General features: G+C 61.9%; 20 protein-coding genes and 2 pseudogenes. 8 read left to right on the top strand and 14 right to left on the bottom strand.

The window, feature by feature from the left end; all coding sequences use genetic code 11:
* The first annotated feature begins 101 nt into the window (after window positions 1-101).
* Window positions 102-1,088 (top strand): bifunctional helix-turn-helix transcriptional regulator/GNAT family N-acetyltransferase, encoded by a 987-nt coding sequence (locus NCT05_RS22435; protein ID WP_175982358.1) that lies wholly within the window; start codon window positions 102-104, stop codon window positions 1,086-1,088.
* A gap of 1 nt (window position 1,089) precedes the next feature.
* Here the strand turns inward: NCT05_RS22435 and NCT05_RS22440 are convergent, their stop codons facing one another.
* The 4 genes from NCT05_RS22440 to NCT05_RS22455 form a co-directional block, all read right to left on the bottom strand.
* On the bottom strand, window positions 1,090-2,010 hold the full coding sequence (locus NCT05_RS22440; RefSeq protein WP_008354223.1) for a dihydrodipicolinate synthase family protein: 921 nt from the start codon (window positions 2,008-2,010) through the stop codon (window positions 1,090-1,092).
* Between the two features lie 13 nt (window positions 2,011-2,023).
* Window positions 2,024-3,739: an IlvD/Edd family dehydratase gene (locus tag NCT05_RS22445; RefSeq protein ID WP_008354222.1), complete on the bottom strand. Its 1,716-nt coding sequence runs from the start codon at window positions 3,737-3,739 to the stop codon at window positions 2,024-2,026.
* Window positions 3,740-3,881: 142 nt separating this feature from the next.
* Entirely contained in the window at window positions 3,882-5,198 is a 1,317-nt protein-coding gene (locus NCT05_RS22450) for an MFS transporter (RefSeq protein WP_250503189.1), read from the bottom strand.
* A gap of 16 nt (window positions 5,199-5,214) precedes the next feature.
* Complete coding sequence (locus NCT05_RS22455) at window positions 5,215-6,396, bottom strand: M20 aminoacylase family protein (RefSeq protein WP_250503190.1); 1,182 nt, start codon at window positions 6,394-6,396, stop codon at window positions 5,215-5,217.
* Window positions 6,397-6,528: 132 nt separating this feature from the next.
* On the opposite strand from NCT05_RS22455, the gene NCT05_RS22460 reads away from it, so the two are divergent.
* Window positions 6,529-7,422, top strand: coding sequence for a LysR substrate-binding domain-containing protein (locus tag NCT05_RS22460; protein WP_033535848.1), 894 nt, complete (start codon window positions 6,529-6,531; stop codon window positions 7,420-7,422).
* 214 nt (window positions 7,423-7,636) lie between these two features.
* The gene (locus NCT05_RS22465) at window positions 7,637-7,879 is read left to right on the top strand and encodes a hypothetical protein (RefSeq protein WP_250503191.1); all 243 of its coding nucleotides are present in this window, start codon (window positions 7,637-7,639) and stop codon (window positions 7,877-7,879) included.
* A gap of 33 nt (window positions 7,880-7,912) precedes the next feature.
* Here the strand turns inward: NCT05_RS22465 and NCT05_RS22470 are convergent, their stop codons facing one another.
* Both NCT05_RS22470 and NCT05_RS22475 read right to left on the bottom strand, forming a co-directional pair.
* Entirely contained in the window at window positions 7,913-8,404 is a 492-nt protein-coding gene (locus tag NCT05_RS22470) for a phosphate-starvation-inducible PsiE family protein (protein ID WP_008354218.1), read from the bottom strand.
* A gap of 344 nt (window positions 8,405-8,748) precedes the next feature.
* A complete protein-coding gene (locus NCT05_RS22475) occupies window positions 8,749-9,267 on the bottom strand; it encodes a hypothetical protein (protein WP_250503192.1) in 519 nt (172 codons plus the stop codon).
* A 180-nt stretch (window positions 9,268-9,447) separates the two neighbouring features.
* Between NCT05_RS22475 and NCT05_RS22480 the strand changes: the two genes are divergently transcribed.
* Window positions 9,448-10,086: a YceI family protein gene (locus tag NCT05_RS22480; protein WP_034472270.1), complete on the top strand. Its 639-nt coding sequence runs from the start codon at window positions 9,448-9,450 to the stop codon at window positions 10,084-10,086.
* A gap of 10 nt (window positions 10,087-10,096) precedes the next feature.
* Here the strand turns inward: NCT05_RS22480 and tdh are convergent, their stop codons facing one another.
* Together tdh and NCT05_RS22490 are read right to left on the bottom strand one after the other, a co-directional pair.
* Entirely contained in the window at window positions 10,097-11,134 is a 1,038-nt protein-coding gene (gene tdh, locus NCT05_RS22485) for an L-threonine 3-dehydrogenase (RefSeq protein WP_008354214.1), read from the bottom strand.
* Between the two features lie 69 nt (window positions 11,135-11,203).
* Window positions 11,204-12,406, bottom strand: coding sequence for a glycine C-acetyltransferase (locus NCT05_RS22490; protein WP_250503193.1), 1,203 nt, complete (start codon window positions 12,404-12,406; stop codon window positions 11,204-11,206).
* Window positions 12,407-12,561: 155 nt separating this feature from the next.
* On the opposite strand from NCT05_RS22490, the gene NCT05_RS22495 reads away from it, so the two are divergent.
* The gene (locus NCT05_RS22495) at window positions 12,562-13,164 is read left to right on the top strand and encodes a helix-turn-helix domain-containing protein (protein WP_250503194.1); all 603 of its coding nucleotides are present in this window, start codon (window positions 12,562-12,564) and stop codon (window positions 13,162-13,164) included.
* 129 nt (window positions 13,165-13,293) lie between these two features.
* Here the strand turns inward: NCT05_RS22495 and NCT05_RS22500 are convergent, their stop codons facing one another.
* The gene (locus tag NCT05_RS22500) at window positions 13,294-13,482 is read right to left on the bottom strand and encodes a CsbD family protein (RefSeq protein ID WP_250503195.1); all 189 of its coding nucleotides are present in this window, start codon (window positions 13,480-13,482) and stop codon (window positions 13,294-13,296) included.
* Window positions 13,483-13,746: 264 nt separating this feature from the next.
* Between NCT05_RS22500 and NCT05_RS22505 the strand changes: the two genes are divergently transcribed.
* Window positions 13,747-14,103, top strand: coding sequence for a DUF2471 family protein (locus NCT05_RS22505; RefSeq protein WP_250503196.1), 357 nt, complete (start codon window positions 13,747-13,749; stop codon window positions 14,101-14,103).
* Window positions 14,104-14,168: 65 nt separating this feature from the next.
* On the opposite strand, the gene NCT05_RS22510 is transcribed toward NCT05_RS22505, so the two are convergent.
* Window positions 14,169-15,593, bottom strand: coding sequence for a DUF2252 domain-containing protein (locus NCT05_RS22510; RefSeq protein WP_250503197.1), 1,425 nt, complete (start codon window positions 15,591-15,593; stop codon window positions 14,169-14,171).
* Window positions 15,594-15,779: 186 nt separating this feature from the next.
* Here NCT05_RS22510 and NCT05_RS22515 point away from each other — a divergent pair, with 186 nt between their 5' ends.
* The gene (locus NCT05_RS22515) at window positions 15,780-16,808 is read left to right on the top strand and encodes a tyrosine-type recombinase/integrase (RefSeq protein ID WP_250503198.1); all 1,029 of its coding nucleotides are present in this window, start codon (window positions 15,780-15,782) and stop codon (window positions 16,806-16,808) included.
* A 24-nt stretch (window positions 16,809-16,832) separates the two neighbouring features.
* On the opposite strand, the gene NCT05_RS22520 is transcribed toward NCT05_RS22515, so the two are convergent.
* Entirely contained in the window at window positions 16,833-18,032 is a 1,200-nt protein-coding gene (locus NCT05_RS22520) for a DNA-binding protein (protein WP_250503199.1), read from the bottom strand.
* A 1,740-nt stretch (window positions 18,033-19,772) separates the two neighbouring features.
* On the opposite strand from NCT05_RS22520, the gene NCT05_RS22525 reads away from it, so the two are divergent.
* Window positions 19,773-21,119 (top strand): replication initiation protein, encoded by a 1,347-nt coding sequence (locus NCT05_RS22525; protein ID WP_008354205.1) that lies wholly within the window; start codon window positions 19,773-19,775, stop codon window positions 21,117-21,119.
* A 77-nt stretch (window positions 21,120-21,196) separates the two neighbouring features.
* Here NCT05_RS22525 and NCT05_RS22530 read toward each other — a convergent pair.
* From NCT05_RS22530 to parA, 3 genes and pseudogenes are all read right to left on the bottom strand, one after another.
* Window positions 21,197-22,078 (bottom strand): annotated as a pseudogene (locus NCT05_RS22530) (ParB/RepB/Spo0J family partition protein); the annotation flags it as partial.
* A gap of 77 nt (window positions 22,079-22,155) precedes the next feature.
* Window positions 22,156-22,261, bottom strand: a pseudogene (locus tag NCT05_RS37255) (ParB/RepB/Spo0J family partition protein); the annotation flags it as partial.
* A 24-nt stretch (window positions 22,262-22,285) separates the two neighbouring features.
* Window positions 22,286-22,948 (bottom strand): ParA family partition ATPase, encoded by a 663-nt coding sequence (gene parA, locus NCT05_RS22535; RefSeq protein ID WP_250503200.1) that lies wholly within the window; start codon window positions 22,946-22,948, stop codon window positions 22,286-22,288.
* Window positions 22,949-23,255: the final 307 nt, after the last annotated feature.

Consider the following 23,255-nt stretch of genomic DNA (forward strand, 5'->3'; position numbering starts at 1 on the left):
TAAAGGTGAGGCTTTTCGGGAGCGCGATTTTTCTTGCGAAAGTTGCAGATCGCAACTAAATTAGAGGCATTTGGTTGCGCCTCGCAACCGATGGAGAGGACATGGACTTCATCGACACACCCGTTCAATCGCGCGACAAAACCATTCTCGAACTGCGCGAATTCTCGCGCAAGCTCGTGCGCGAACTGGGCTTCATGCGCAACACGCTGGCCGACAGCGGACTCGCGCCTTCGGCGGTTCACGCGATCATCGAGATCGGGGCGACGCCCGGCATTCAGGCGCGCGACATCGCGCAAATTCTGCGGCTCGACAAATCCAACGCCAGCCGGCAGATCGCGCGGCTCGAAGCGGCGGGGCTCGTCACGCGGCAGACATCGAGCGAAGACGCGCGTTCGTCCGAGCTGTATCTCACGGCGAACGGACAGAAGCTGCGCAGAAAGATCGACAAGTTCGCGACGGATCAGGTTTCCGACGCGCTGCGCCGCATGGTGCCCGAAGATCAGCAGACGCTCGTGCGCTCGCTCGCGCTCTACGCCGATGCGCTCGCCCACGGTCACGAACACAAGATCGATCACAGGACGCCGCATGCCGCGCATACGGAAAGCGCGCGCATCGTCGAGGGATACCGGCCCGGCTGCATCGGCGATGTGGCGAGCCTGCACGCGCGTTTCTACGCGCATCACGCGGGCTTCGGCGTGTTCTTCGAGCGCAGGGTCGCGACGGAATTGGCCGCATTCGCGGAAAGTCTGCCGGTCGAAGGCCGCGCGTTGTGGCTCGTGATGGAAGGCGAGCGCACGCTCGGCTCGCTCGCGATCGATGGCGATCTCACCACGCGCGTCGCGCATCTGCGCTGGTTCATCGTCGACGATTCGTTGCGGGGCAGCGGCATAGGCAGGCAATTGATGGCGCGCGCGATGAGCTTCGTCGACGCGCACTACGACGAAACGTATCTCTGGACCTTCAAGAGCCTGGACGCCGCGCGGCACTTGTACGAATCGTTCGGATTCACGTTGAGCGATGAAGCCGAAGGCACGCAATGGGGCACATCCGTGATCGAGCAGCGCTTCACGCGGCACGCGGCGCGCTGATTCATCGGCGCAAGACGCGCGATGTCGGCCCTAGTCGTTGCGCGAAACGGCGCGCGCATTCGATGCCGAACGGCGTCGGACGCGCGCCGCGATCGTGCTGCACGTCGAAGCCCATGCGCCACGCCGCGATGCGCTTGCCGTAACAGGTGAGCGTTTCCAGGGACTGCATCACGAAGACGATTTCCGGCAGCGTCTCCGCATACAGCGATTCGGCATCGTCCTCGCGGCCTTCGGCGAACGCGTCGTAAATGGCGGCCTGACGATCGAACGCGTCGGGCGCGACGATCAGGCCATCGCAGCCCGCACGCAAGTTGTCCACGAGTTCCTGGCCACCGCGCCCGTTGAACACCGCGAGCGTCTGTTCGAGCGCGCGCAATCGTTCGATGGTCGCGCGGATCGTCACGGCCGGGCCCTCGCCCTTCAGCAAACGGAAGTTCGGCCGCTCGGCAGCGAGCGCGGCAATCGATTCCGCCGACAAACCCACGCCCAGATATTCCGGCGCGTTCTGAATGCCCGCATTCGCGCCGGTCCGTTCGAGCACCGACGCGAAGAAGTCGTAGTAGAACGCTTCCGGCTCGCCGCGTTTGGACGGCGGTTGAAGGATCAACCACGACGCGCCGCGTTCGAGCGCATGGCTTGCGAGCGCGACTTGTGCATCGACGCTGTCGCCGGTGATCGTGACCGCGAGCGGCACGCGACCGGCGATATGCGCGGCGCATACGTCGATCATCGTGCGCTTCTCGTCTTCCGACAGGCGATGCACTTCCGTCGCGAGACCGAGCGTGACGATCGCCGGCGCGCCCGCCGCGAGGGTCGCGTCGATCTGCTTGCGCGTGGCGTCGTGGTCGAGGCGGTTCAGCGCATCGAAATAGGCGTACAGCACCGGCCACATGCCGGGCGGCGGCGTTTGCAGGTTCGTCATCGATTGCCTCCGCTCAATGCGAATCGCGCGGCACGGGCGCGCCGCTCGAACCGACGAGAAAGTCCAGGTCCGCGCCCTGATCCGCCTGCAAGACATGCTCGACATACAAGCGGTAATAACCGCGCTTCGGCAATTCGGGCGCCTGCCATGCGGCGCGGCGCTTCGCCAGTTCTTCGTCCGATACTTCGAGATGCAGACGCCGCGCTTCGACGTCCAGTTCGATCATGTCGCCGGTCTGCACGAGCGCGAGCGGACCGCCCGCCGCCGCTTCCGGCGACACATGCAGCACGACCGCGCCGTAGGCGGTGCCGCTCATGCGGCCATCGGAGATGCGGACCATATCGGTGATGCCTTTTTGCAGCACCTTTTTCGGCAGCGGCATGTTGCCGACTTCCGCGAAGCCGGGATAACCCTTCGGCCCCGCGCCCTTCAGGACCATGATGCAGTGCTCGTCGATATCGAGCGAATCGTCGTCGACCTTCGCGTGCAACTCTTCGACGTTTTCGAATACGACCGCGCGCCCGCGATGCTTCAGCAACGATTGCGTCGCCGCCGATGGCTTGATGACCGCGCCGTTCGGTGCGAGATTACCCTTCAGCACCGCGATGCCCGCGTGCGGCTTGAACGGCTTCTCGAACCGCGTGATGACCTTCTCGTCGTAGTTCTGCGCGTCGCTGACGTTGTCCCAGATCGTGCGGCCGTTCACCGTGAGCGCATCGCGATGCAGCAAGCCTTGCTCGCCGAGCTGACGCAACACCGCGGGCAAGCCGCCCGCGTAATAGAAGTCTTCCATCAGATACTCGCCCGATGGCTGCAGATTCACGAGGCAAGGCACCTTGCTGCCGAGTTCCCAGTCTTCGAGCGTGAGCTCCACGCCGATACGCTTCGCCAGCGCGATCAGATGCACGACCGCATTCGTCGATCCGCCGATCGCCGCGTTCGTGCGGATCGCGTTCTCGAAGGCTTCGCGCGTGAGGATCTTGTCCATCGTGAGATCGTCCTTGACCATATCGACGATGCGTCGTCCGGCCATGTGCGCGAGCACCTGACGGCGCGCATCGACGGCGGGAATCGCGGCATTGTGCGGCAAGCCCATGCCGAGCGATTCGACCATCGAGGCCATCGTGGATGCGGTGCCCATCGTCATGCAATGGCCGCGCGACCGGTTCATGCACGATTCGGCTTCGACGAATTCTTCCTGCGTCATCGTGCCCGCGCGCACTTCCTCCGACATCTGCCAGACGCCCGTGCCCGAGCCGATGGTGCCGCCGCGAAAGCGGCCGTTCAACATCGGTCCGCCCGACACCGCGAGCGCGGGCAGATTGCACGACGCCGCGCCCATCAGCAAGGCGGGCGTGGTCTTGTCGCAGCCGACGAGCAGAATGACGCCATCGATCGGATTGCCGCGTATGGATTCTTCGACGTCCATCGACGCGAGATTGCGGAACAACATGGCTGTTGGCCGCAGATTCGATTCGCCGAGCGACATCACCGGAAACTCCAGCGGAAAGCCGCCCGCCTCGCGCACGCCGCGCTTCACGTATTCCGCGAGCTCGCGAAAATGCGCGTTGCACGGCGTGAGTTCCGACCATGTATTGCAGATGCCGATGACCGGCCGGCCATCGAACTGATCGTGAGGTATGCCCTGGTTCTTCATCCACGAACGATGGATGAACGCGTCTTTATCGTTGCCGCCGAACCAGCTTTGCGAGCGTAGCTTCTTGCGCATGGAAGTCCCCTTTATCGCGCTTTCTTCATAGTGTGGGATCCAGTAAAAAAGGCCGCGCGGGCGGCCTTTTCAGAAACCCGGACACGTCGAGTTATACACCTCGCATACGCATCCGGCGCGCGTGCAGCGCAAGATTTGACGATCAGTCGAGCATTTCCTGCGACCTTTCGCGCATGCACGCCACCGCGATCACGGAGAGCACGCCGCAACCGATCACGTACCACGCGGGCGCCATCACGCTCTTCGTAATGACGATGAGCGACGTCACGAAGAACTGCGCGAAGCCGCCGAAGATCGCCACGCCGATGCTGTAGACGATGGCCGCGCCCGTCGCGCGCACCGAACGCGGGAACAGCTCGCCGAGCATCGCGCCGGTCGGACCGACGTTGAGCGAATGCACGATAGAGAGCACGGTGACGACCGCGAGCAGCGTCGTCGCGTTCGGCGATTTGTTCAGCAGCGCGAAGGCCGGCCAGATCGCGAGCATCAGCAGGATGCGCGTCGTCTGCGCGAGCTTGTTGCGGCCGATGCGGTCCGACAGATAGCCACCTATCGGCGCGACGATAAAGAGAATCGCGCCCGACACGCAGCCCGAAAGCATCGACGTCCAGCTCGGCAGGCCGAGCGTCTTCACGCCGTAGATCGACAGATAGAACACGATGATGAAGTGCGCCGACGTGCCGCCGATCGTGAGGCCGAGTCCGTTGAGCACCGCGCGGCCATGTTCGCGCAGCACGGTGACAAGCGGAATCTTCGGTGCCTTGGGCGCGGCGGCGACGTTTTGCGGCGGCGCTTCTTCCATCGTGCGACGCAGCCACCAGCCGACGGGCACGATCGCCGTGCCGATGAAGAACGGCACGCGCCAGCCCCAGCTTTCGAGTTGCGCGGTCGTGAGCGTCGCCGTGAGCGCGACGCCGGTCAACGCGCCGGCGAGCGCCGAGAGTCCCTGGCTCGAGAACTGCCACGATGCATAGAAGCCGCGCCGGTTCGCGGGCGCCTGTTCGAGCAACAGCGTCGTCGATGCGCCGACTTCGCCGCCCGCCGAGAAGCCTTGAATCAGCCGTGCGATCACGAGAATGATCGGCGCGGCGATGCCCGCTTGCGCGTAAGTCGGCGCGACGGCGATCATCGCGGTGCCGAGCGCCATCAGCCCGAGCGTGAGGAGCATCGCCTTCTTGCGGCCGGCGCGATCGGCGTACATGCCGATCAGCAAGCCGCCGATCGGCCGCGTGAAGAACCCGACGCCGAAGCTCGCCACCGCAAGCAGCAACTGGCCGACCGGATCGTCCACCGGAAAGAACAGCTTGCCGATGGTCAGCGCGAAGAACGCATAGACGATGAAGTCGTAGAACTCGAGCGCGTTGCCGACCGCCGCCGCCAGGACGAGCCGCGTGCGCGCCGCGCGGCGGGTTTGCATCGAAGGATTCGCCGGCGCGCTGGCAAAGGTAGGTGCGTTCATGATGGATTCCGAAGGATCAGTCGGCGAGCCAGGCTTCGGCCAGGCGCACCCAGTAGCTCGCGCCGATCGCGAGGATGTCGTCGTTGAAATCGTAGCCGGGGTTGTGCACCATGCAGCCGCCCTTCGAGCCGATGCCGTTGCCGATCCACGCATACGTGCCGGGGCACGCTTCGAGCATGAAGGCGAAATCTTCGCTGCCCATCAGCGGACGCGCGGCCGGATCGACGCGTTGCGCGCCGAGCATTTTTGTCGCGACATCGGTGGCGAAGGCGGTCGGTTCCGCGTGATTCACGAGCACCGGATAGCCGAGTTCGTAGTCGATGTCGGCCGTGCAGCCGAACGCCAATGCCTGCGCGTTCACGAGCGCGGTGATGCGCTCCTGAAGCTGCTTGCGCACGCCCGCGTCGAGCGCGCGCACGGAGAGCTTCAGCAGCGCGGTCTCGGGGATCACGTTGCACGCCTCGCCCGCCTGCACGCTGCCGACGGTGACGACCGCGGATTTCTGCGCATCCACTTCGCGCGCGACGATGCTGTTGAGACCGAGCATGATCGATGCGACCGCGGGCATCGGATCGCATGCGACGTGCGGCATCGCGCCATGTCCGCCGACGCCGCGCACGGTGATGTTCACGCGATCCGACGACGCCATGCCCGGACCCGGCGTGAAGAACATGTCGCCCGCGGGCAGGCCGGGCATGTTGTGCAGGCCGAACACGGCGTCGCACGGGAATTTTTCGAAGAGACCGTCTTCGATCATCGCGCGCGCGCCCGCCTCGCCTTCCTCGGCGGGCTGGAAAATCACGATCAGCGTGCCCGAGAACTGGCGGCTTTCGGCGAGATGGCGCGCGGCGCACAGAAGCATCGCGGTGTGGCCGTCGTGGCCGCATGCGTGCATCGTGCGCGCGTGTTTGCTGGAATACGGCAGGCCGGTGGCTTCCTCGATCGGCAACGCGTCCATGTCGGCGCGCAGTGCGATGCGCTTGCCGCCCTCGCCTTCCGTCAACACGCCGACGACGCCCGTCTTGCCCAGCCCGCGATGCACTTCGTAGCCCCATTGCGCGAGCAATCCCGCGACGAGATCGCTGGTTTGCGTTTCCTCATACGCAAGTTCCGGATGCGCGTGAATGCGCCGGCGCACATCGACGAATTCCGATGCGATGGCGGCAATGCCGGGGATGACGGGCTCGACTGACAACATATGACGCTCCTTGCTCGATGCGATTCGATGTGTGCCAAGCATATAAAGCCGATAAGCAAACCAAAAGACGGTAAATTTATTGCGTGATGACTATTGGTTGTCGGCGATAACCCTAGGATGTCGGCCATGAGCATGAAATATCATCAGTTGCGCGCTTTCCTGACGACCGCCGAGCAAGGCAGCATTCGCGCGGCGGCGCGCAGCCTTCATTTGTCGCAAGCGGCGCTGACTAAGGCGATCAAGGAACTGGAACAGGATCTGGGCGTACCGCTCGTGTTGCGCACAGCGCGCGGCGTGCAACTGACGGCGTTCGGGCAGCAGTTGCGCGTGCGGGCGCATCTGATCGTCAGCGAAATGCGCCGCGCGGAAGACGACATCGCGCAGATGAAAGGCGCCGGCGCGGGCAGCGTGAGCGCGGCCGTCACGCCGACTGCCGCGCTATCGATATTGCCGCAGGCGTATCGGGCGTTTCGCAAGCAGATGCCGGACGCGCGCGTGAGTTTCATCGAAGGCTTTCCGGGCGTCGCGATGCCGCGTCTGCGCGATGGTTCGCTGGACTTCGTCGTGGCGGTCGTCGTGCCCGAACATCTCGCGCCGGAGTTTGATCACATCGAGCTGTACGAGAGCCGCTCGGCGATCGTCGGGCGCGCGGATCATCCGTTGCGGCACTGCACGTCGCTCGCGGAGTTGTCGGATGCGGAGTGGCTGCTGAATCCGTCGCCGGAAAGTTCGACGCAGGCGCTGCTCGATTCGTACGCCGAGCGCGGTCTGATGGTGCCCAAACGCGTGATCGAATGTCCGAGCTTCATCATCGCGCACGGGTTGTTGCGTGGCTCGGATGCGCTCGCCGCGATGCCCGCCGCGTTGCTGGAACATCCATGGGTCGGCGAAGGGCTCGCGATCTTTCCTATCGTTGATCCGTTGCCTGCCGTGTCGGTGCGAATCGTGACGCGCAGGGACAGTCCGCTGACGCCCGCTGCAACGTTGATGCTGGAGTGCTTGCGGCACGCGGCGCGGGGACAGTGAGGCAGGTGCGCTTCAAGAAGATTCCGGATTCGTGGAATAGACAGCGAGAATCGGGGCTGTGAGGAGGAATGCACTCACTTTTTCTGGACGATCATTGCATCAGTCGATGCCTATCCGAATTAGCGACTAAACTTCAAAGAGGCGTCGGTGCATGCGTCCAACGTCTGCGCCCAACCAGTCACGATCCAGGCGTGCAAGCGAAGGAGGCAGACCCATGCCGAAAACCGTTCGAACCCCTGAGCAGATTCGCGACGAACTGCAAAGCCGCATGGCCAAAATCTCCGCTGACGCGCCGGGAGCCTTGCGCGTGCGCATACCGCTGCCAGAGCGGCATCCGCCCGACGCATCCGGCCGCAACTGGAACATCGCGCCGCTCAACGACCTCGGTGCGGACTATGTACATCACGTCGAGAAGGTGATCGAAGACATGCGTACCGAGTTCGTGCTGCCAGATTGACGCTGAAAGCATCGGCAGCACGCCAACAGAATATCAATCGCGCTTTTCGCGATCCCGCGCGGCGCGCTCTGCAATCGCCGCATCGACGGGATCGTCGCGTTGCCGCATTAGCCAGTAGACGCTGCCGAGCGCGATCAGCGCGGCCGCCAGTGCGGCAATGCGGCCCGGGTCCGTGGCTGGATCAAGGATGATGAACTTGCGCGCTATCGCGAGCATCGCCACGAGAAGCACTGTCTTGACCTGCACGATGTGATCGCGTCTTAACATGACGCGAGTGATCGAATGCTTGAATTCCATCGCGATCAACAACGTCATCACCATGCCGAAAACCGCCTGAAAGATCGCATGATCCAGCGGATCGAGCGCCCCCGACAGCGTCAGCGCTATGACCGCCCGAATCAACTGCCACAGCGATACGACGATGATCACCGAGATCACGACGCTCAGGATGTGGGCGATGATCTGCTCGAAGCGCTCGTAGAAGGTCAGCACGCGCCATTGCAGCCGATATTCGTCGAGCTTCATGCGAATCTGGGTTGGCTTGCTCATGGATAGGGTCGCAGAGAGACTCGGGCACGGAGTGACGCCGACATCGCGTAGCGAGCCAAAGCCGGGCCTATGACGTTGAGCCATGCGTGCGGCGTTTTCTTTCGTCCACGTGCTGATTCTTTTCTCTTGTCTGCTGTGCACGATGCGTCACATCGCACCCCTCAGCAATCGTTGGGCCGCCAACGCTGGTGTAATGAACGCATGCGCGGCGCGCCTGACAGCGTCGCCGGTTTGCCTCGGCCGCGAAGGCGTTAGCTGGATTCTCGTTCAGTCGTCTGGAGCTTGGGAGTACGTCACAAACCACAAACCCCGCACGATGTTCAGAATCGCAGTCTGAGCATGAACCCAAGCGTGAATGGAAGATCGCTCGAAGGGATCGGCGGAATCAGGATGATGTTCGCGCCGACGCGCTTGTATTCCAGCATGATGAGCGGCGCGGCAACCGGACCGACCGTATGGTTATGGCCGAGGCCGTAGCTGCCGTAGTCGTAGCCGGAGATGAGCCCGGCCATGACTGCGAGCCTGATGTAATTCCAGTGAAGGAAGTCCGGTCCCCACACGCCGCCGCCGTAGAACGACGGCTTCGACAGCGAATTGCGAAAGTAGCCGCCTGTCACCGCCCATTGCGGCGTGACCCAGCATTCCACGCCGATGCCCGGATTGAATTGCTCGAAGTCCTTGTCCGGGTGAAAGTGATGCGAAGCGACCATCGCGTCGAGCCAGAGACCGTCGCCGCACCAGCTTGCGTGCGCGGCGGGCGTCCAGCCCAGCGCGACGAGCGCGGCAACCGCCGACAAGTGCGCGCGAAACGTTCGGAATCGGGACAGCCATGTGCACATGTTTTATCCGCCAACGCGCGTACGGTGGCGCCGCTTTTTTGAGATGTAGGTCGAGGCGAACTCTACCCGATCGCGACATTTTCGTGTGTGCTGACGAAAAGTCCGTGACGGCTTGCGCGCGTTCGGATGATCTCGGCGAAACTTGTCGACGTTCTATTTTTGTTTTCGAGGCAATGCGCGATGAAGGCTTATAAGCGTCTCGTTCTTTTTCTCGCGGCGATCGCATTGACGGCGTGCACGCCGCTTCAGGTCGTGACGCATCACGTTTCGTCGAGTGAATCGAGCGTGCCGGCAGGACGTTATCAGCTCGATCCGCATCACTGGAACGTGAGTTTCGACGTCGATCATTTCCACTACTCGCGCTTCGTCATCCGATTCGATAAGACCACGGCGCAACTCGACTGGAACGCGGACGGAATGTCCGGAAGCTCGGTACGCGCGCGAATCGACGCGTCCAGCGTCAACACCAATGTGCCGCTGCTCGATCGCATGCTGAAAGGGCCGGACATGTTCGATGGCGCGCGTTATCCGGACATCGTTTTCGTCAGCACGGCGTTTCAACGCACCGGCGAAGACAAGGGCATATTGACGGGCGATCTGACGATACGCGGCACGACGAAGCCGGTCACGCTCAACGTGACGTTCAACGGTCACGCGGTCAATCCGCTCACGAAGCAGGAAACGCTGGGCTTCTCCGCCGACGGACATTTCAGCCGCGCTCAGTTCGGACTGACGACGTGGTATCCGGCCGTCGGCGACGATGTGCACGTCGCCATTCAGGCCGAATTTTCGAAGGCGTCTGCGGACAACGCGCCGTGATGCGTGCCGCTCAGGCCGCGACGGCGGTCCAGTCGAGCACGACCTTGCCGCTGTTGCCGGAGAGCATCGTGTCGAACGCGCGCTGATAGTCGTCGACGGGAAACGTGTGCGTGAGGATCGGGGAGAGATCGAGGCCGCTTTGCAGCATCGCGACCATCTTGTACCAGGTCTCGAACATCTCGCGTCCGTAGATGCCCTTGATTTCGAGTCCCTTGAAAATCACCTGATTCCAGTCGATCGCGGTCTGCGCCGGCGGAATGCCGAGCAGTGCGACCTTGCCGCCGTGATTCATCGATTCGAGCATCGCCGTGAATGCGCTCGGCACGCCGGACATTTCCAGGCCCACGTCGAATCCTTCGGTCATGCCGAGTTCGCTCATCACGTCGCGCAGGTTTTCGTTCGCCACGTTGACCGCGCGCGTCGCGCCCATCTTGCGGGCAAGTTCGAGCCGATAGTCGTTCACGTCGGTGATGACGACGTTGCGCGCGCCGACGTGCCGCGCGATCGCCGCAGCCATCACGCCGATCGGCCCGGCGCCGGTAATCAGCACATCCTCGCCGACGAGATTGAACGAGAGGGCGGTGTGCGTCGCGTTGCCGAACGGATCGAAGATCGCAGCGAGATCGTCGGAAATGTCAGGCGGAATCTTGAACGCGTTGAACGCCGGGATCACGAGAAACTCCGCAAATGCGCCTTCACGATTCACGCCGACGCCGACCGTGTTGCGGCACAGGTGACGACGGCCCGCGCGGCAGTTACGACAAAAACCGCATGTGATATGGCCTTCGCCCGACACGCGATCGCCGATGGCGAAGCCGCGTACTTCCTGTCCCATCTCCACGATCTCGCCGACGTACTCGTGACCGACATGCATCGGCACCGGAATCGTCTTCTGCGCCCATTCGTCCCATTTCCAGATGTGGATGTCGGTGCCGCAGATCGCCGTCTTGCGGATGCGGATGAGAACGTCGTTGTGACCGACTTCGGGTCGCTTCACGCGCGTCAGGGTGAGGCCGGGTGCGCGTTCGAGTTTGGCAAGGGCTTTCATTGCGTTTGATCCTGGCGTTTGGTCTTGATGATGCTGCTTCGAAGGTCGCGGGCCTTTATGCGCATAAAGTCAGCCGATGACGCCGAGGGATCGGCCGACGCGAGCGAACGCATCGACTGCACGATCGATCTGTTCCGGCGTGTGTGCCGCGCTCATCTGCGTCCGGATGCGCGCGCGTCCTTTCGGCACCACAGGGTAGGAAAAGCCAATCACATAGACGCCTTCGTCGAGCAGCGCATCAGCCATCTTGGACGCGAGTTGAGCGTCGCCGAGCATGACCGGAATGATCGGATGTTCACCGGGGACAAGATCGAAGCCGAGCGCGGACATCGCCTTGCGGAAGTGCGCCCCGTTCTCGCGGACGCGCCGGCGCAACGTCGCGCCTTCGTCGCTCGCGAGCAGTTCAAGCACTTTCAGCGATGCCGCGGCGATGTTCGGTGCCAACGTGTTCGAGAAAAGATACGGCCGGCTGCGCTGACGCAGCAAATCGATGACTTCCTTATGGGCGGCGACATAGCCGCCTGACGCGCCGCCAAGCGCCTTGCCGAGCGTGCCGGTAATGATGTCGACGCGATCGAGCACGCCGCATTGCTCCGGGGTTCCGCGCCCGTTCTCGCCGATGAAGCCGACGGCGTGGGAATCGTCGACCATGACGAGCGCACCGTAACGGTCAGCGAGATCGCAGATGCCGGAAAGGTTGGCGATGATGCCGTCCATCGAAAAAACCCCGTCGGTCGCGATCAGCTTGAAGCGTGCGCCGGCTGCATCGGCTTCCTGAAGACGCGCTTCCAGATCGGCGAGGTCGTTGTTCTTATAGCGCAGACGCCGGGCCTTCGAGAGCCGCACGCCGTCGATGATGCTGGCGTGATTCAGTTCGTCGCTGATGATCGCGTCTTCTTCGGTCAGCAGCGTTTCGAAGAGGCCGCCGTTTGCATCGAAGCAACTCGAATAAAGAATGGCGTCGTCCGTTTCGAGAAAACCCGCGATCGCCTGTTCGAGTTCCTTGTGCACGGTCTGCGTGCCGCAGATGAAACGCACGGACGCCATGCCGAAACCATCGGCGTCCAGTCCGTCCTTCGCGGCCTCGATGAGCCGGCGATCGTCCGCGAGACCCAGGTAGTTGTTCGCGCAGAAGTTAAGCACTGCCGCGCCGTTCGCGAGCCGAATGTCCGACGACTGCGGACTCGCGATGACGCGCTCCGTCTTGTAGAACCCCGCAGCGCGAATTTCGTCGAGCGTCGAACGCAAATGGGAGAGATATCGGTCTTTCATCGCAATCCTTGTTCTGGGCCTGCCAATGCAATCCGCGCCTCGTGACTCGCGCGCGCCGTCCTTAGCCCTGTTATAGTGCATCCATCGCATCGGACATGTTCGATATTTCGAACGCATTTCCGATATGCCGAACACTTTACGGGATTGGTCGATTCATGGCAAGCACGGGTTCAGAGGGAAAAGCAGCCGATCTCGCGGGCGCAGGCGCAACACCGCCGCGCGTCGGAGAGATCATTCAACGCTTGCGCAGCGAACGGAAGCTGACCCTCGACGATCTGTCGCGCGCGGCCGGCGTGTCGAAGTCGATGCTGTCGGAGATCGAGCGCGACAAGGCAAATCCGACGATCGCCGTCGCGTGGCGACTGACCAATGCGCTCGGCATCAGCCTCGACCAATTGTTCGCGCAGCAAAGGCCCGCCGAAGCGATCCGCGTTTCGGGGCTGCATGAAATACCGACCCTGAGTGGGGACAACGGCGGCTATCAGTTGCGCGTGTGGGGACCGATTGAACTCGCCGGCAAGTTCGAGTGGTACGAACTTACGCTGCAATCGGGCGCCGCGCTCACGTCGAACGCGCACGAACCGTTAACGCGCGAGCATCTCACGGTGCTGAACGGTTCCATTGAGGTCGATGCGTCGGGTGCGACGCGTCGTCTGAAGGTGGGGGAAACCGCGCGGTATGCCGCGGACGAGGCGCACGCGATCCGGAATGTCGGGCGCGCGGAGGCCAAGGCGTTGCTCGTCGTCATCCACGGCTGATGCGCTGAGCGTCCGGAACTTTTTGCGCATAAAGTCGGCGCGCCGCCGTGCGCCGCCAATAAAAACGGGACGCGCATCGAGCACGTCCCGCTCAAAGCGGCGCCGGAGTCGCGGCGCCGGTTGCCCGTCTTACGGGTTCTTTTTCACGCTGTCCTTCAGATCCTCGCGTGCATCGCCCACGCCTTTCTGGACCTTGCCGGCTGCTTGCTGCATGTCGCCCTTGGCTTCCTGCGCCTTGTCCCCAGTCATTTTGCCGACGCCCTCGTTGATCTTTCCCTTGACCTGCTTGCCAACGCCTTCGGCTTGATCCTTGTTCATGTCAGTTCTCCCGTGGTTTGCAGCGCTGTTGGCCGCGCGGTGCCGTCGAACGAACGCAGAAACTGCCTGCGCGTTCCGCTCAGGAGTTTCCCAAGCACGGTTGAACGATGCGCTTTGTCGGCAGGCGCGCATAGCCGCGCATGTCTGAAACGCACGTAGGCGGAATCGCACATACACCCGGTTCGACTAGCGCGACGCTATTTTCATTGCAACAAGTACTGTATATTTGTACAGTACAATAAGACCGGCCGGAAGGGGTGGATCATGGAGTCGAATGGTGAAAACCTGAGCAGAAGGCAGTTCGCCCGCGCGGTGCATGACCTCGAGCGCATCACGCGTCAGATCGCGGGGCGTTACATCGATAAAGGAGTGCCGCTGACCTGGCGGCTGTTGCATGCCATCGAGGCGGAGGCCGTCGCGGACCTCGGATTCGCGGGACGACACGAAGCCGCCTTGCGCGAGCTGTTCGCGCGTCCCGATGACTTTCATTTCCCCGAAACCGATGACGTCGTCGACGTTGCATCCTCGGATGCCTTGCCCGCCGTTTTCGCCTTCGCCGTAGACGCCTACGAGCGCGCATCGCGACAGGATCGGCAACGAGCAGTCAGCGCTGCGCATTGACGCATCCCCGCGGCACGCGACTGAACCCGCGTGCCCCGGTTCATGTCATCGCGCAGCGGATCGTTTCACGGCGCGAACTCCGCCGCGATGTCCGCATCCGAACGCGATTCGAGCTTGCCGTCCCGGCACGCAACGCGAAACACCTCGTAGTCCTTTTCCACCTGATCCGCGTAGGCGCGACCGTAGCGCACTAGAACGTCGGCCATTCGATTGCTGTTGCCCAGGTAGCCCGAGATTTCCGGCGCGCATCCGCCGGACTTCGCGTGCGCGCGGGCAAGCGCCCAGCCGCAAAGCACGGCGTACTCGCGAAAGACGTCGTCGCTGAAAGTATCGAGTTCTGCGGAAATTTTCATGTCGCGTAACTGGCGGATGTAGAGCGTGCGCCCGAGCGGTCCGGTCGCCCAGCCGAGAAACGGGTCCGTGGCGGCCTGCATCAGACGTTGTCCGTGAACGACGCGGTGCCCGTCGTGTTTGATATCGTCGGCGTGCTTCGCATGTTTCGTGAATCTCGCGACGACCGACGTCGATGCCTCCTTCATCTGCAGGAAAAGCGGCTTGTCGTGATGATCCGTGAGCAGCAAAACGAGGCAGCGCGTGCCGACGCTGCCCACGCCGACCACCTTGAACGCGACATCCTGCAGGCTGAATTGCGACAGCAATCTCGCGCGCTCCGGCGTAAGCGTCGCGACATAACCGCGCACGAGCGTCGCGAGCGCATCTTCACGACTGTCTTTGAGCGTCATCCAGCCGTCGTTCTTATCGATCAGCGTGCTCTTGCCGTGGATGTGAAACACGGCAGGCGGCGCATCGCGAATGCGCCACGTGTCGCCGGTTCGGTCGGCGAGTTTCGGCAGCATCGTTTCGTGCGTGCGGCGCGAAGCCCGTTCGATGCCGCGCTTGATGCGCCGCCGCGCGTCTTCGCTCTGCACGGCCTGGTACATGCGATCGAAGGTGATGCGCTCGTACCAGAGATCGAGCACGCTCATTTCAGCGTACTCGCGCAGATGCGTCTGATAACTGCGCGCGGCGACAAACGCGAACTCGTCCGCAGCCAGATCGCCGTGGCCGAGATGCCGGCCGGCGATCGTGAAGCTCGCGACCAACCGTTTCAAATCCCATTCCCACGGACCGGGCGCGGTTTCGTCGAAGTCGTTGAGATCGAAAATGAGCGCGCGCTCCGGCGTTGCGAAGCCGCCAAAGTTGGAAAGATGACAGTCGCCGCAGATCTGAATGGCGATGCCGCTGTCCGGTGTGCCGGCCAGGTCGTGCGCCTGAAGGATGGCGCTGCCGCGATAAAACGTGAACGGCGAAACGAGCATGCGGCCGTAACGCAAGGGAATCAGCGCATCGACGCGGCCTTTGCTGCTTGTCCGCAAAAGCTCGATGGGATCGCGATCGATATCGCCGATCGCCTCTTGCGCGGCCCGCGGTGTGCGTTCGCGCCTGGCGCGTCCATTCGCGCGACGTTCCTGCCAGGATTGCTGGGGCATCGCTCGCTCCTTTTTGCTCTTGTGTTCGTGGATGGAAGGAAGCCGTATAGACGACAGTAGTCGACGAAACGCACGCCCGCCAAGACAGTTATCGACACTTTGGCGGACACACGCGCTTGACGTCGCGCGCCCGAAGCCCGACCCTGTGCGCAGTGCAATACAGCGCGCAACGCGCCTTCGAACAATATGCCGAACACTTCCGATCTCTTCGACCAACAGCGCGCCGACTGGCAGGCGGACCCGCACGCCGCGTTCGATGCATGGCTCGCCCAGCAATCGTTCAGGGCGTCATCGGCCGATGTGTATCGCGCGCAATGGGGAAATTTTCTCGAGTGGCTGGCCACCAAACGCGCGACGCTGCATACGGTGCAACGTCCGGTCATCGAACAGTTCGTCGCGCAACTGGACATCCGACGCCCGCAGCGCATGCGGTATCTGCGGCTGATCGAGCGCGTGCTGGATCACGTTCGGGAAGTGGAATCGGCGGCGACGAATCCGGCGCGCTTCATCGCTCAGGACGGCGACGCGGCATGGCGCAAGGCACGCGACAACGAGCCGACGGGCTTTCTCACCCACGATGAGCGCGCGCTGCTCGTCGCGCATCTGTTTTCTCCGATCGGCGCCTTGCCGGCCGGGCAGCGCTGGCGCGAGCGGCGCGACCGGGCGTTGGTCGCCGTCTTTCTCGGCGCAGGCGTGAAAACGGGCGAAGCGGCGCAATTGACCGTCGATTGCTACGCGGCCGGCGCGCCTTACGTGACCGTCGACGCGTCGAATCCGCTGCTGATCCGGCAGGCGCGGCTCGCTCCGTTCGCGGTCGAACTGCTCGACAACTGGATCAGCGAGCGCAAGACGGCTGGCCTTGCAGGCGAATTGCTATTCCCGGCAGCACCGACGGGACGCTCCATGCATAAGGCGACGATGCTGCGCGCGATCGACGCCGTCGTGGCCGCGTCCGGGATAGCGGCATCGCGCGTCGCGCGCGCAAGTCCGCAGACCTTGCGCAACACGTACGCGGCGGAGTTGTTCGAGGATGGCACGGACCCCGATCGCGTCGGCCAGTGGCTCGGATTCCAGCAGACGATCTCGGTTCACCGGCTGCATCGTGCCTGGCAAGAATGGATGGGTGAGCAAATACGGGAGCGTGACATTGCTCACGCGCGCGCCGACGGGAAACGGCACATGTCCGTCGACGATCCCGAAAACCCTCACCTTTGACGCCGGCGCTCACTCGACGCGCGATTACGAGGTGCTGACACGCGCCGACCGGATAAATTCGTCGACGGCCGCAAGCTTCGATGCCGTGGCCCCGGAGGTGCGCTCGCAGTTCGGGCAGGAAAGCTCGTATTCGTCTTCGTGGCGCTGCAGTTCCGGTTCGCCAGCCTCGCACGCCGGACAGGAAGTTGGCGCGGCGACGTGCGCGTCAATCTGCGTGCCGAGGCGGGCGATCTCGGCGGAAGTGAGGCGCCCCTGCGCCGCCAGCGACGCGATCAACGCGCCGACTTCCGCGCTCGCACCGGATTGAACCCGCCGTGCATCGCGCTCGAGAACTAGCGCATCGATTTCGTCGGACTGCGCCCGCACTTGCGACTCGAGCCGGTCGGCGCGGCTCCGGGCTGCGCTAAGCTGTTGAATGAAATCGAATTCTTTCTGACTCGCTTCGCGTGCGCTGGTCTGATAGGTGGCGGCCATGCCGCGCAGGGAGTCGAGTTCGACGAGCATCGGATGCACGCGCCGTTCGGCCTCCTTGACCGCGTCCTTGATCTGCTGAGCGTAGTGCTCGGTGCTGTGGCGCAGCTCGTTTTGAAGCTCGTCGATGCGGTCGCGCAGCCGCGCCGCAGCGTCCTGCTCCTGCTGCAGACGCGCCGAGAGCGTCTCGTTCTCCTTCTCCCATCGGGCGATGACTTCGCGCAAGCCCGCCTGAGCGTCTGTGCCTTGACTGCGCAGCGTCTTCAATTCGGCTTCCAGCGCCGCGATCTGAGCAGCGCCTGCTTCGGCGCGCGCCTCGGCACGCTGCTGAGCCCGCTCGATCGCCTCGCGACGAATATCGGCATCGCGAGCCTGGGCTTGCGCGGCCTGGATGGCCATGTCCAGACGGGCCTTTTCCTCGTTAAGGGCGGCACGCGCGACCGTTTGAGCCTCGTCATATAAAGCCGCCAGCAGTTCGCCGGCACGTTCCTGCAATGATTCCGGCATCGCCCCAGCGTCGATGCGAACGCGCAACGTCGAACGCAGACCGGCCCAGAACGCCTCGATGTCCTTGGGGATGTCGCTTGCGCTGCCGGTTTGAGTCAGTTCGCGGACAGTCGTAACCGAGGGCCGAACGCCCAGGTCGAAGAAGAGTCGCTTGCAGGCGTGTTGAGAGAGGTCTTGCCGCCGTGCGCCGGTGGCGCGCATCGCTTCGATTTCTTGGCGCAGCGTGTCGCGAGTAGATTGATCCATGGCGAAAATCTAGCAGTTCAACATGATGATCATAACGTTTTACGTGTTGATCGTTATGTTTTTCGTTCGATCATTGACACCAACGTCGATAACAGAGCATTTAGGCCGTTTTCGACAACTTGGCATGGTACACATGTCCCCCGTCGTGAAACATCCTGAAGATACCCCTGCAAGTCGATGATTTGTCGCGGATTTTAGTCCCATACGCGCCATGGGTGTCTGTTTCACGCAGCTTTTCGTTTTTCTAATTACTGCGTGCAAAACACTGCACCGCTAGAGAGTATTAGAAGTTAACACCTTTGAACCTTGTTAACATCGTTAACGCCAGCCAGAACCCTTATCGGATAAGGCTTTGCCGGACGTCAGGTGAGATTGTACGGGAACTATGGTGAAACTCTGCGGGAGCGAACGGTGACGGGCTTCGGGATGATCGGTGAGGGCTCTCGGGAAGAATCGTGAGCGGGTTCGGGGAGGCTCCAAAATGATGGGTGAGTTTATTCGGGGGCACGCGCACGCTAACGCGTTGATTTCCGAGGGCGCCCCCCTGGTCTGTCGGCTTCGTTTGGTGAGAATTTTCGGGAGCATGCGAATCGCACTATTTTGGAGTCGATTCGGGTAAAGCTTACCGATCGGTGAGGGTTTTCAGGGTAATTCCCGAGAGAAAGGTGAGCGTTTTCGGGGGCGAAGGCTACTTTTCGCTGAAATTTTCATCTGCCGACGCCTGAGGTGAGCTTTTCCGGGAGCGAAATGGAAGATGCACGTCTCGGTGCAGCCGTAGTCTCTTCTTGGATGGGCTCGCAGGGCCGGTGAGAGCGTCTAAGGTGAGCCTTTCCAGGAGTGTCTGCGCCTGCTTTTTTCAGTCCATCTTCCCTGTCATGCGCCTCGCATGGTGAGGAAATCCGGGATCACGCGCGCTGTACGAGAACTGTCGCTGCACTAGATGAGAAACCGCGCGCATGAAAAAACATATTAGAAACAAGTGGATAGACCAGGATGGTCTGTCGTTGCGTTTAGCGGAAACACGGTATGGTGAGGGAATGCGGGAGCTACGAACGTCGGTGCGGGACAGTGCCAAGAAACCGTCGGTGAGGATTTACGGGAGCCACCTTCTTCACGTTTTGTGACGAAAGCGAGATAAGTGCCTGGGAGAGCACCATTTTTGAGCGACGACGGAAAAAAGGTGAGGCTTTGCAGGACGCAGCAGGGTGAGCATTTGCGGGACAGGCGATATGAGGTGCAGCAGGTCAAAAGTGATAGTTTTCGGGGGCCATAGGCGGCGCGAAGCCCGTAGAACGGGCCTGGACGGGGGCGATCGGGTTGAAGAAAACTCGATGAGGTGAGACTTTTCGGGACCTGTCGATGCCGATCTTTTGAAGTGAGTGCGCGCCGTTATAACTTTGCACCGCACCGATGCGCGGCCGAAGCGGAGAAGGACGGACTTTCGGCTGTCTCTGCCGCGCCACACGTCGTTCAACGAGCCGAAAAATTTTTAAGGTGAGCCTATTCGGGAGACTGCTTGAGCTCCCGGAAGGCGCCGAAAAACCGTCGCAATCCGTTTACCCGCGTGGACACTACAGCTAAAAGATACCCTCGATCGGTGAGCGGTGAGTGTTTTCGGGAGCGCACCGCAGTGAGCCGTGCTGTCTGTCTGGCAATCACCCCTGTGTGGTGAGGGTGTCCCTATAGACGGGCTTCACCCCAATCGGTATCCTTGCTCGCAATATCGATCTTGACCATTTCATGGCCACCAAGCGCGCAAAGAAAACCGATGTCGTCAGCCCCAGTTCGGCGGAACTGCGCAAGGCAGTCGAGGCCATTGCGATTCAGCCGAAAAGCGGCAAGATCACGCTGCTCACCAGAAAGTTGTTCAATGTGCTGCTAGCCGTTGCTCAACAAGCCGACGACTCCGGTGACACGTATCGCGCGCTGCTGTCGGATATCGTCGCAAATTCTGCGTTCGACTCGAACGACACTGCGCTCGTGAAGGAGCATTTGCGTCGCATGGTGTCGGTGCAGGTCGAATGGAGCACCGGCACATCGAGTCAGAAGCCGGGTCGCAAGTGGGGCATCTCGACGCTGATCGCCGATGCCGAAATCCTCGAAGATCCGACGACGCGCCGCGTCTGGGTCGAATTTTCATTCGCGCCGAAAATCAAAAAGAAGCTGCTGGATCCTGTGCAGTATGCGCGCCTGAGCCTGCAATTCCAGAGTCAGTTGCGCAGCAGCGCCGGCCTCGCACTCTATGAAATTTGCGTTCGCTATCTCACGAATCCCAGCCATCTGACGATGCGCGAGACGTGGGAATGGTGGCGGCCTATTCTTTCAGGAACGCCCGATACCGAAGCCGGCGACGAAGCCAAGCGCGAATACAAATACTTCAAACGCGATTATCTGCGGCCCGCGATCGCCGAGGTGAATGCGGTGACCAATATCTTCGTCGAACTGGTGGAACACCGCGAAGGGCGCCGCGTGGCTGAGATTCAGTTCCGCGTGACCGAACAAAAGCAGCCGATGCTCGCGCTGGACGAACATCCGAACGTCTTCGACAGCACGTTGGTGGATCGGATGGTGAAGATTGGCATTCCGCTCAAGGACGCGCAGACGCTGTATGCCGACAGCGAGGAAAACCGCATCCGCGCGGCGTTGCAGATGACCGAACAGCGCATGCGCAGCACGACTTTGCCGCCGGTTCGCAGCGGCGCGGCGCTTTTCAAGGACGCGCTCAAAAAGGGCTACGCGCCACCGGTAGAAGCGCTGCCTCCGGCAACGAGCGGTACGGCCTCCCGCACGCCGGCTGCCGCCGACGATCTCAAAGCCCGCTTGTTGAGCGAATTCTCGGCGTACCGCCGCAAGGAAGCGCGCGTGCTGTACGACGAGCAAGGTGAGGAAGAACGGGAGGTCGCGCGTCAATCCTTCGAGGAAGACGTTTTGCCGGGGCTCGGTGCCCACATGCGCGACGACTGGCGCAAGCGCGGACTGGATTCGAAGCTGGCGGAAACATCCTTCTTCGACTGGCTGGCGCGAAAGACGTGGGGCGAGCCGACCGATGGCGACTTGCTGGCATTTACGCTCAGTCAATCGCGCTAAAGTCTCCGCGGGCAACCGAAAACGTCCCAATTCGAAAATGGCCGCCGGTCCATGATCTCGGCGGCCATCGTGTGCATTTACTTCTTGGTCTCGACAGGCTGAAGCATCAGTTCGATCTGATGCAGCAGCTCATCGCGCTTCTCGCGCGACAAGCCGCGCAAACGCAACTCGAGACGATCTTCGCCGTATGACTTCAGATCGCCGACTGCGACGCCGTCCAGCTTGATTTCGAGGCGCTGCGCATAGCGTTGCCGGCCAGGCGTCTTCGGCGCTTCCTGAGCGTTCGCGCGGCCCTTGACGATATCGGCGACCTGCCGCGTGCTCAGGTCATCCGACGTGATCTTGTTGATCAGCCGCAGCGTGGCGTCGGTGCCGCGCGCGGCGTGATAGCGCACGATCTGATAGGCCATGTTCGAGCCGAATCGGTCCGGCCGCGCAACCATCTCGTGCATGACGTTCTCAGGAAGCTTCGCGATCGACAAAGCGACGGCGATCGTCGATTCGTCCAGCCCGAGGTGATCCGCCAGTTCGCGCTGGCTCTGGAAATGCTGTTCGTCGAGAAAGCGTCGCCAGACCACGGCGTTGTCGAAAACAGTCTGCGAGTCGCGCTGAACGTTCAGGTCATAACCGAGCTTGTAGCTCTGAATGCCGATCGGCAGATCGACGACCACCGCCTTCACGGTTTCCTTGTTTGCCTCTTTCAGTGCTCGCACGCGCCGGCCGCCATCGCTGACGAAGAATGTTCCCGGATGCTCGTAATCGGGAATGACGTGAATCGCCTGTTGCTGGCCCTGCTTCGCCAGATTGACGGCCAATTCCGCGATTGACGTCTTCAGATAGAAATGGCGCGGGTTGAACGGGCTGGGCTTGATCGACTTGAGCGGCAACTCGATTATCTGTCCGGCCGTGTAGCGGTTTGCACGGCGCCACGCACGATATTCATCGGACTCAGGTCCGGCGTTGATGTCGCCCGGCTCGTCGGCCACGAAGGCGCTCGATCGGCCGTTCGCGGCGGCCTGCCCCACATGTTGAATGTCGACGATGCCATCGATCGCATTCAGACGATCCAGCGCAGTGCGCTTCTCGCTGCTCGTCGTGTCGGGCCGAGCCTTGAAGCCCTTGGCAAATTGGGACGGTTTCATTCAGGGTCCTTTATGCGCATAAAGTCAGGAGAGCATGTCGAGGATCTCGTCCGCGACCGAGCGGATTTCCGCCGCTGCGAGGCGCGAGCCGCGATCGCTCATTTGAAGCACGGTCTGTCCAAGCGCCATCGCCTGCTTGTAACACTCGCGCGTTGGGATCTGCGTTTTCAATAAGGGAAAGCCGAGCTCTTCGAGCGCAACCTTGAGTTCGCGCGTGAGCATGCGCTTTTCTTCGGTCTTGTTGAGCAGAAAGACGGCGCGCAGATCTTCGTTCATCACCTGCGCTTGCTGAACGAGCTTGACAAGGCCGACGCTCGACCAATAGTCCGCCGGCGATGACGAAGTCGGAATCACCGCGACGCTCGCCGCCAGCAACACGACGCCAGATACCTTCTCGGTGATCGACGGCGGGCAATCCACGACGATGATGTCGTAGTCGCTGACGAACTTTTTGATTTCCCGATGAATCTGCCCGCCGGCCTCGGAGAGATTGACGACTGGAAACGGGATGCCGCTTGCGTCATCCGATGCGGCGCTTGACCAATGGATCAGCGTGTTCTGACCATCGGCGTCGACTACGAGCACACGCTTCTTCTTTTCGTGAAAGGCCGCACCGAGATGCATCGCAATCGTGCTTTTGCCGACGCCGCCCTTTTGTTGCGTGATCGCTATGATTTCCGCCGCCACGTTCCACTCCGTATATTGAAGTCCGTTGAATTCTACATTGTCGTTGTTGTTTTTCCAGTGATATTCCGCAACAACTGACTCGCGTTAGCCGTTCGGCCGAGGTTTATGCGCATAAGGTCCCTTGTCCGGCCGGCGGCGCCGGCGTCGGAAGTGCCCGACTTTATGCGCATAAAGCCGCCGCCATCCTAGGCGAGGCGGGTCTTACAAGCACCGCCGCCTCGCCTTTATGCGCATAAAGTCGCACTCCCTCGGTCGCCTGTACGCCAGTCCTCACCTGCAAAACGAAATCGCCTATCCTAGGCGCTGA

Source organism: Caballeronia sp. AZ7_KS35, assembly GCF_023631045.1.
Taxonomy (GTDB): domain Bacteria; phylum Pseudomonadota; class Gammaproteobacteria; order Burkholderiales; family Burkholderiaceae; genus Caballeronia; species Caballeronia zhejiangensis.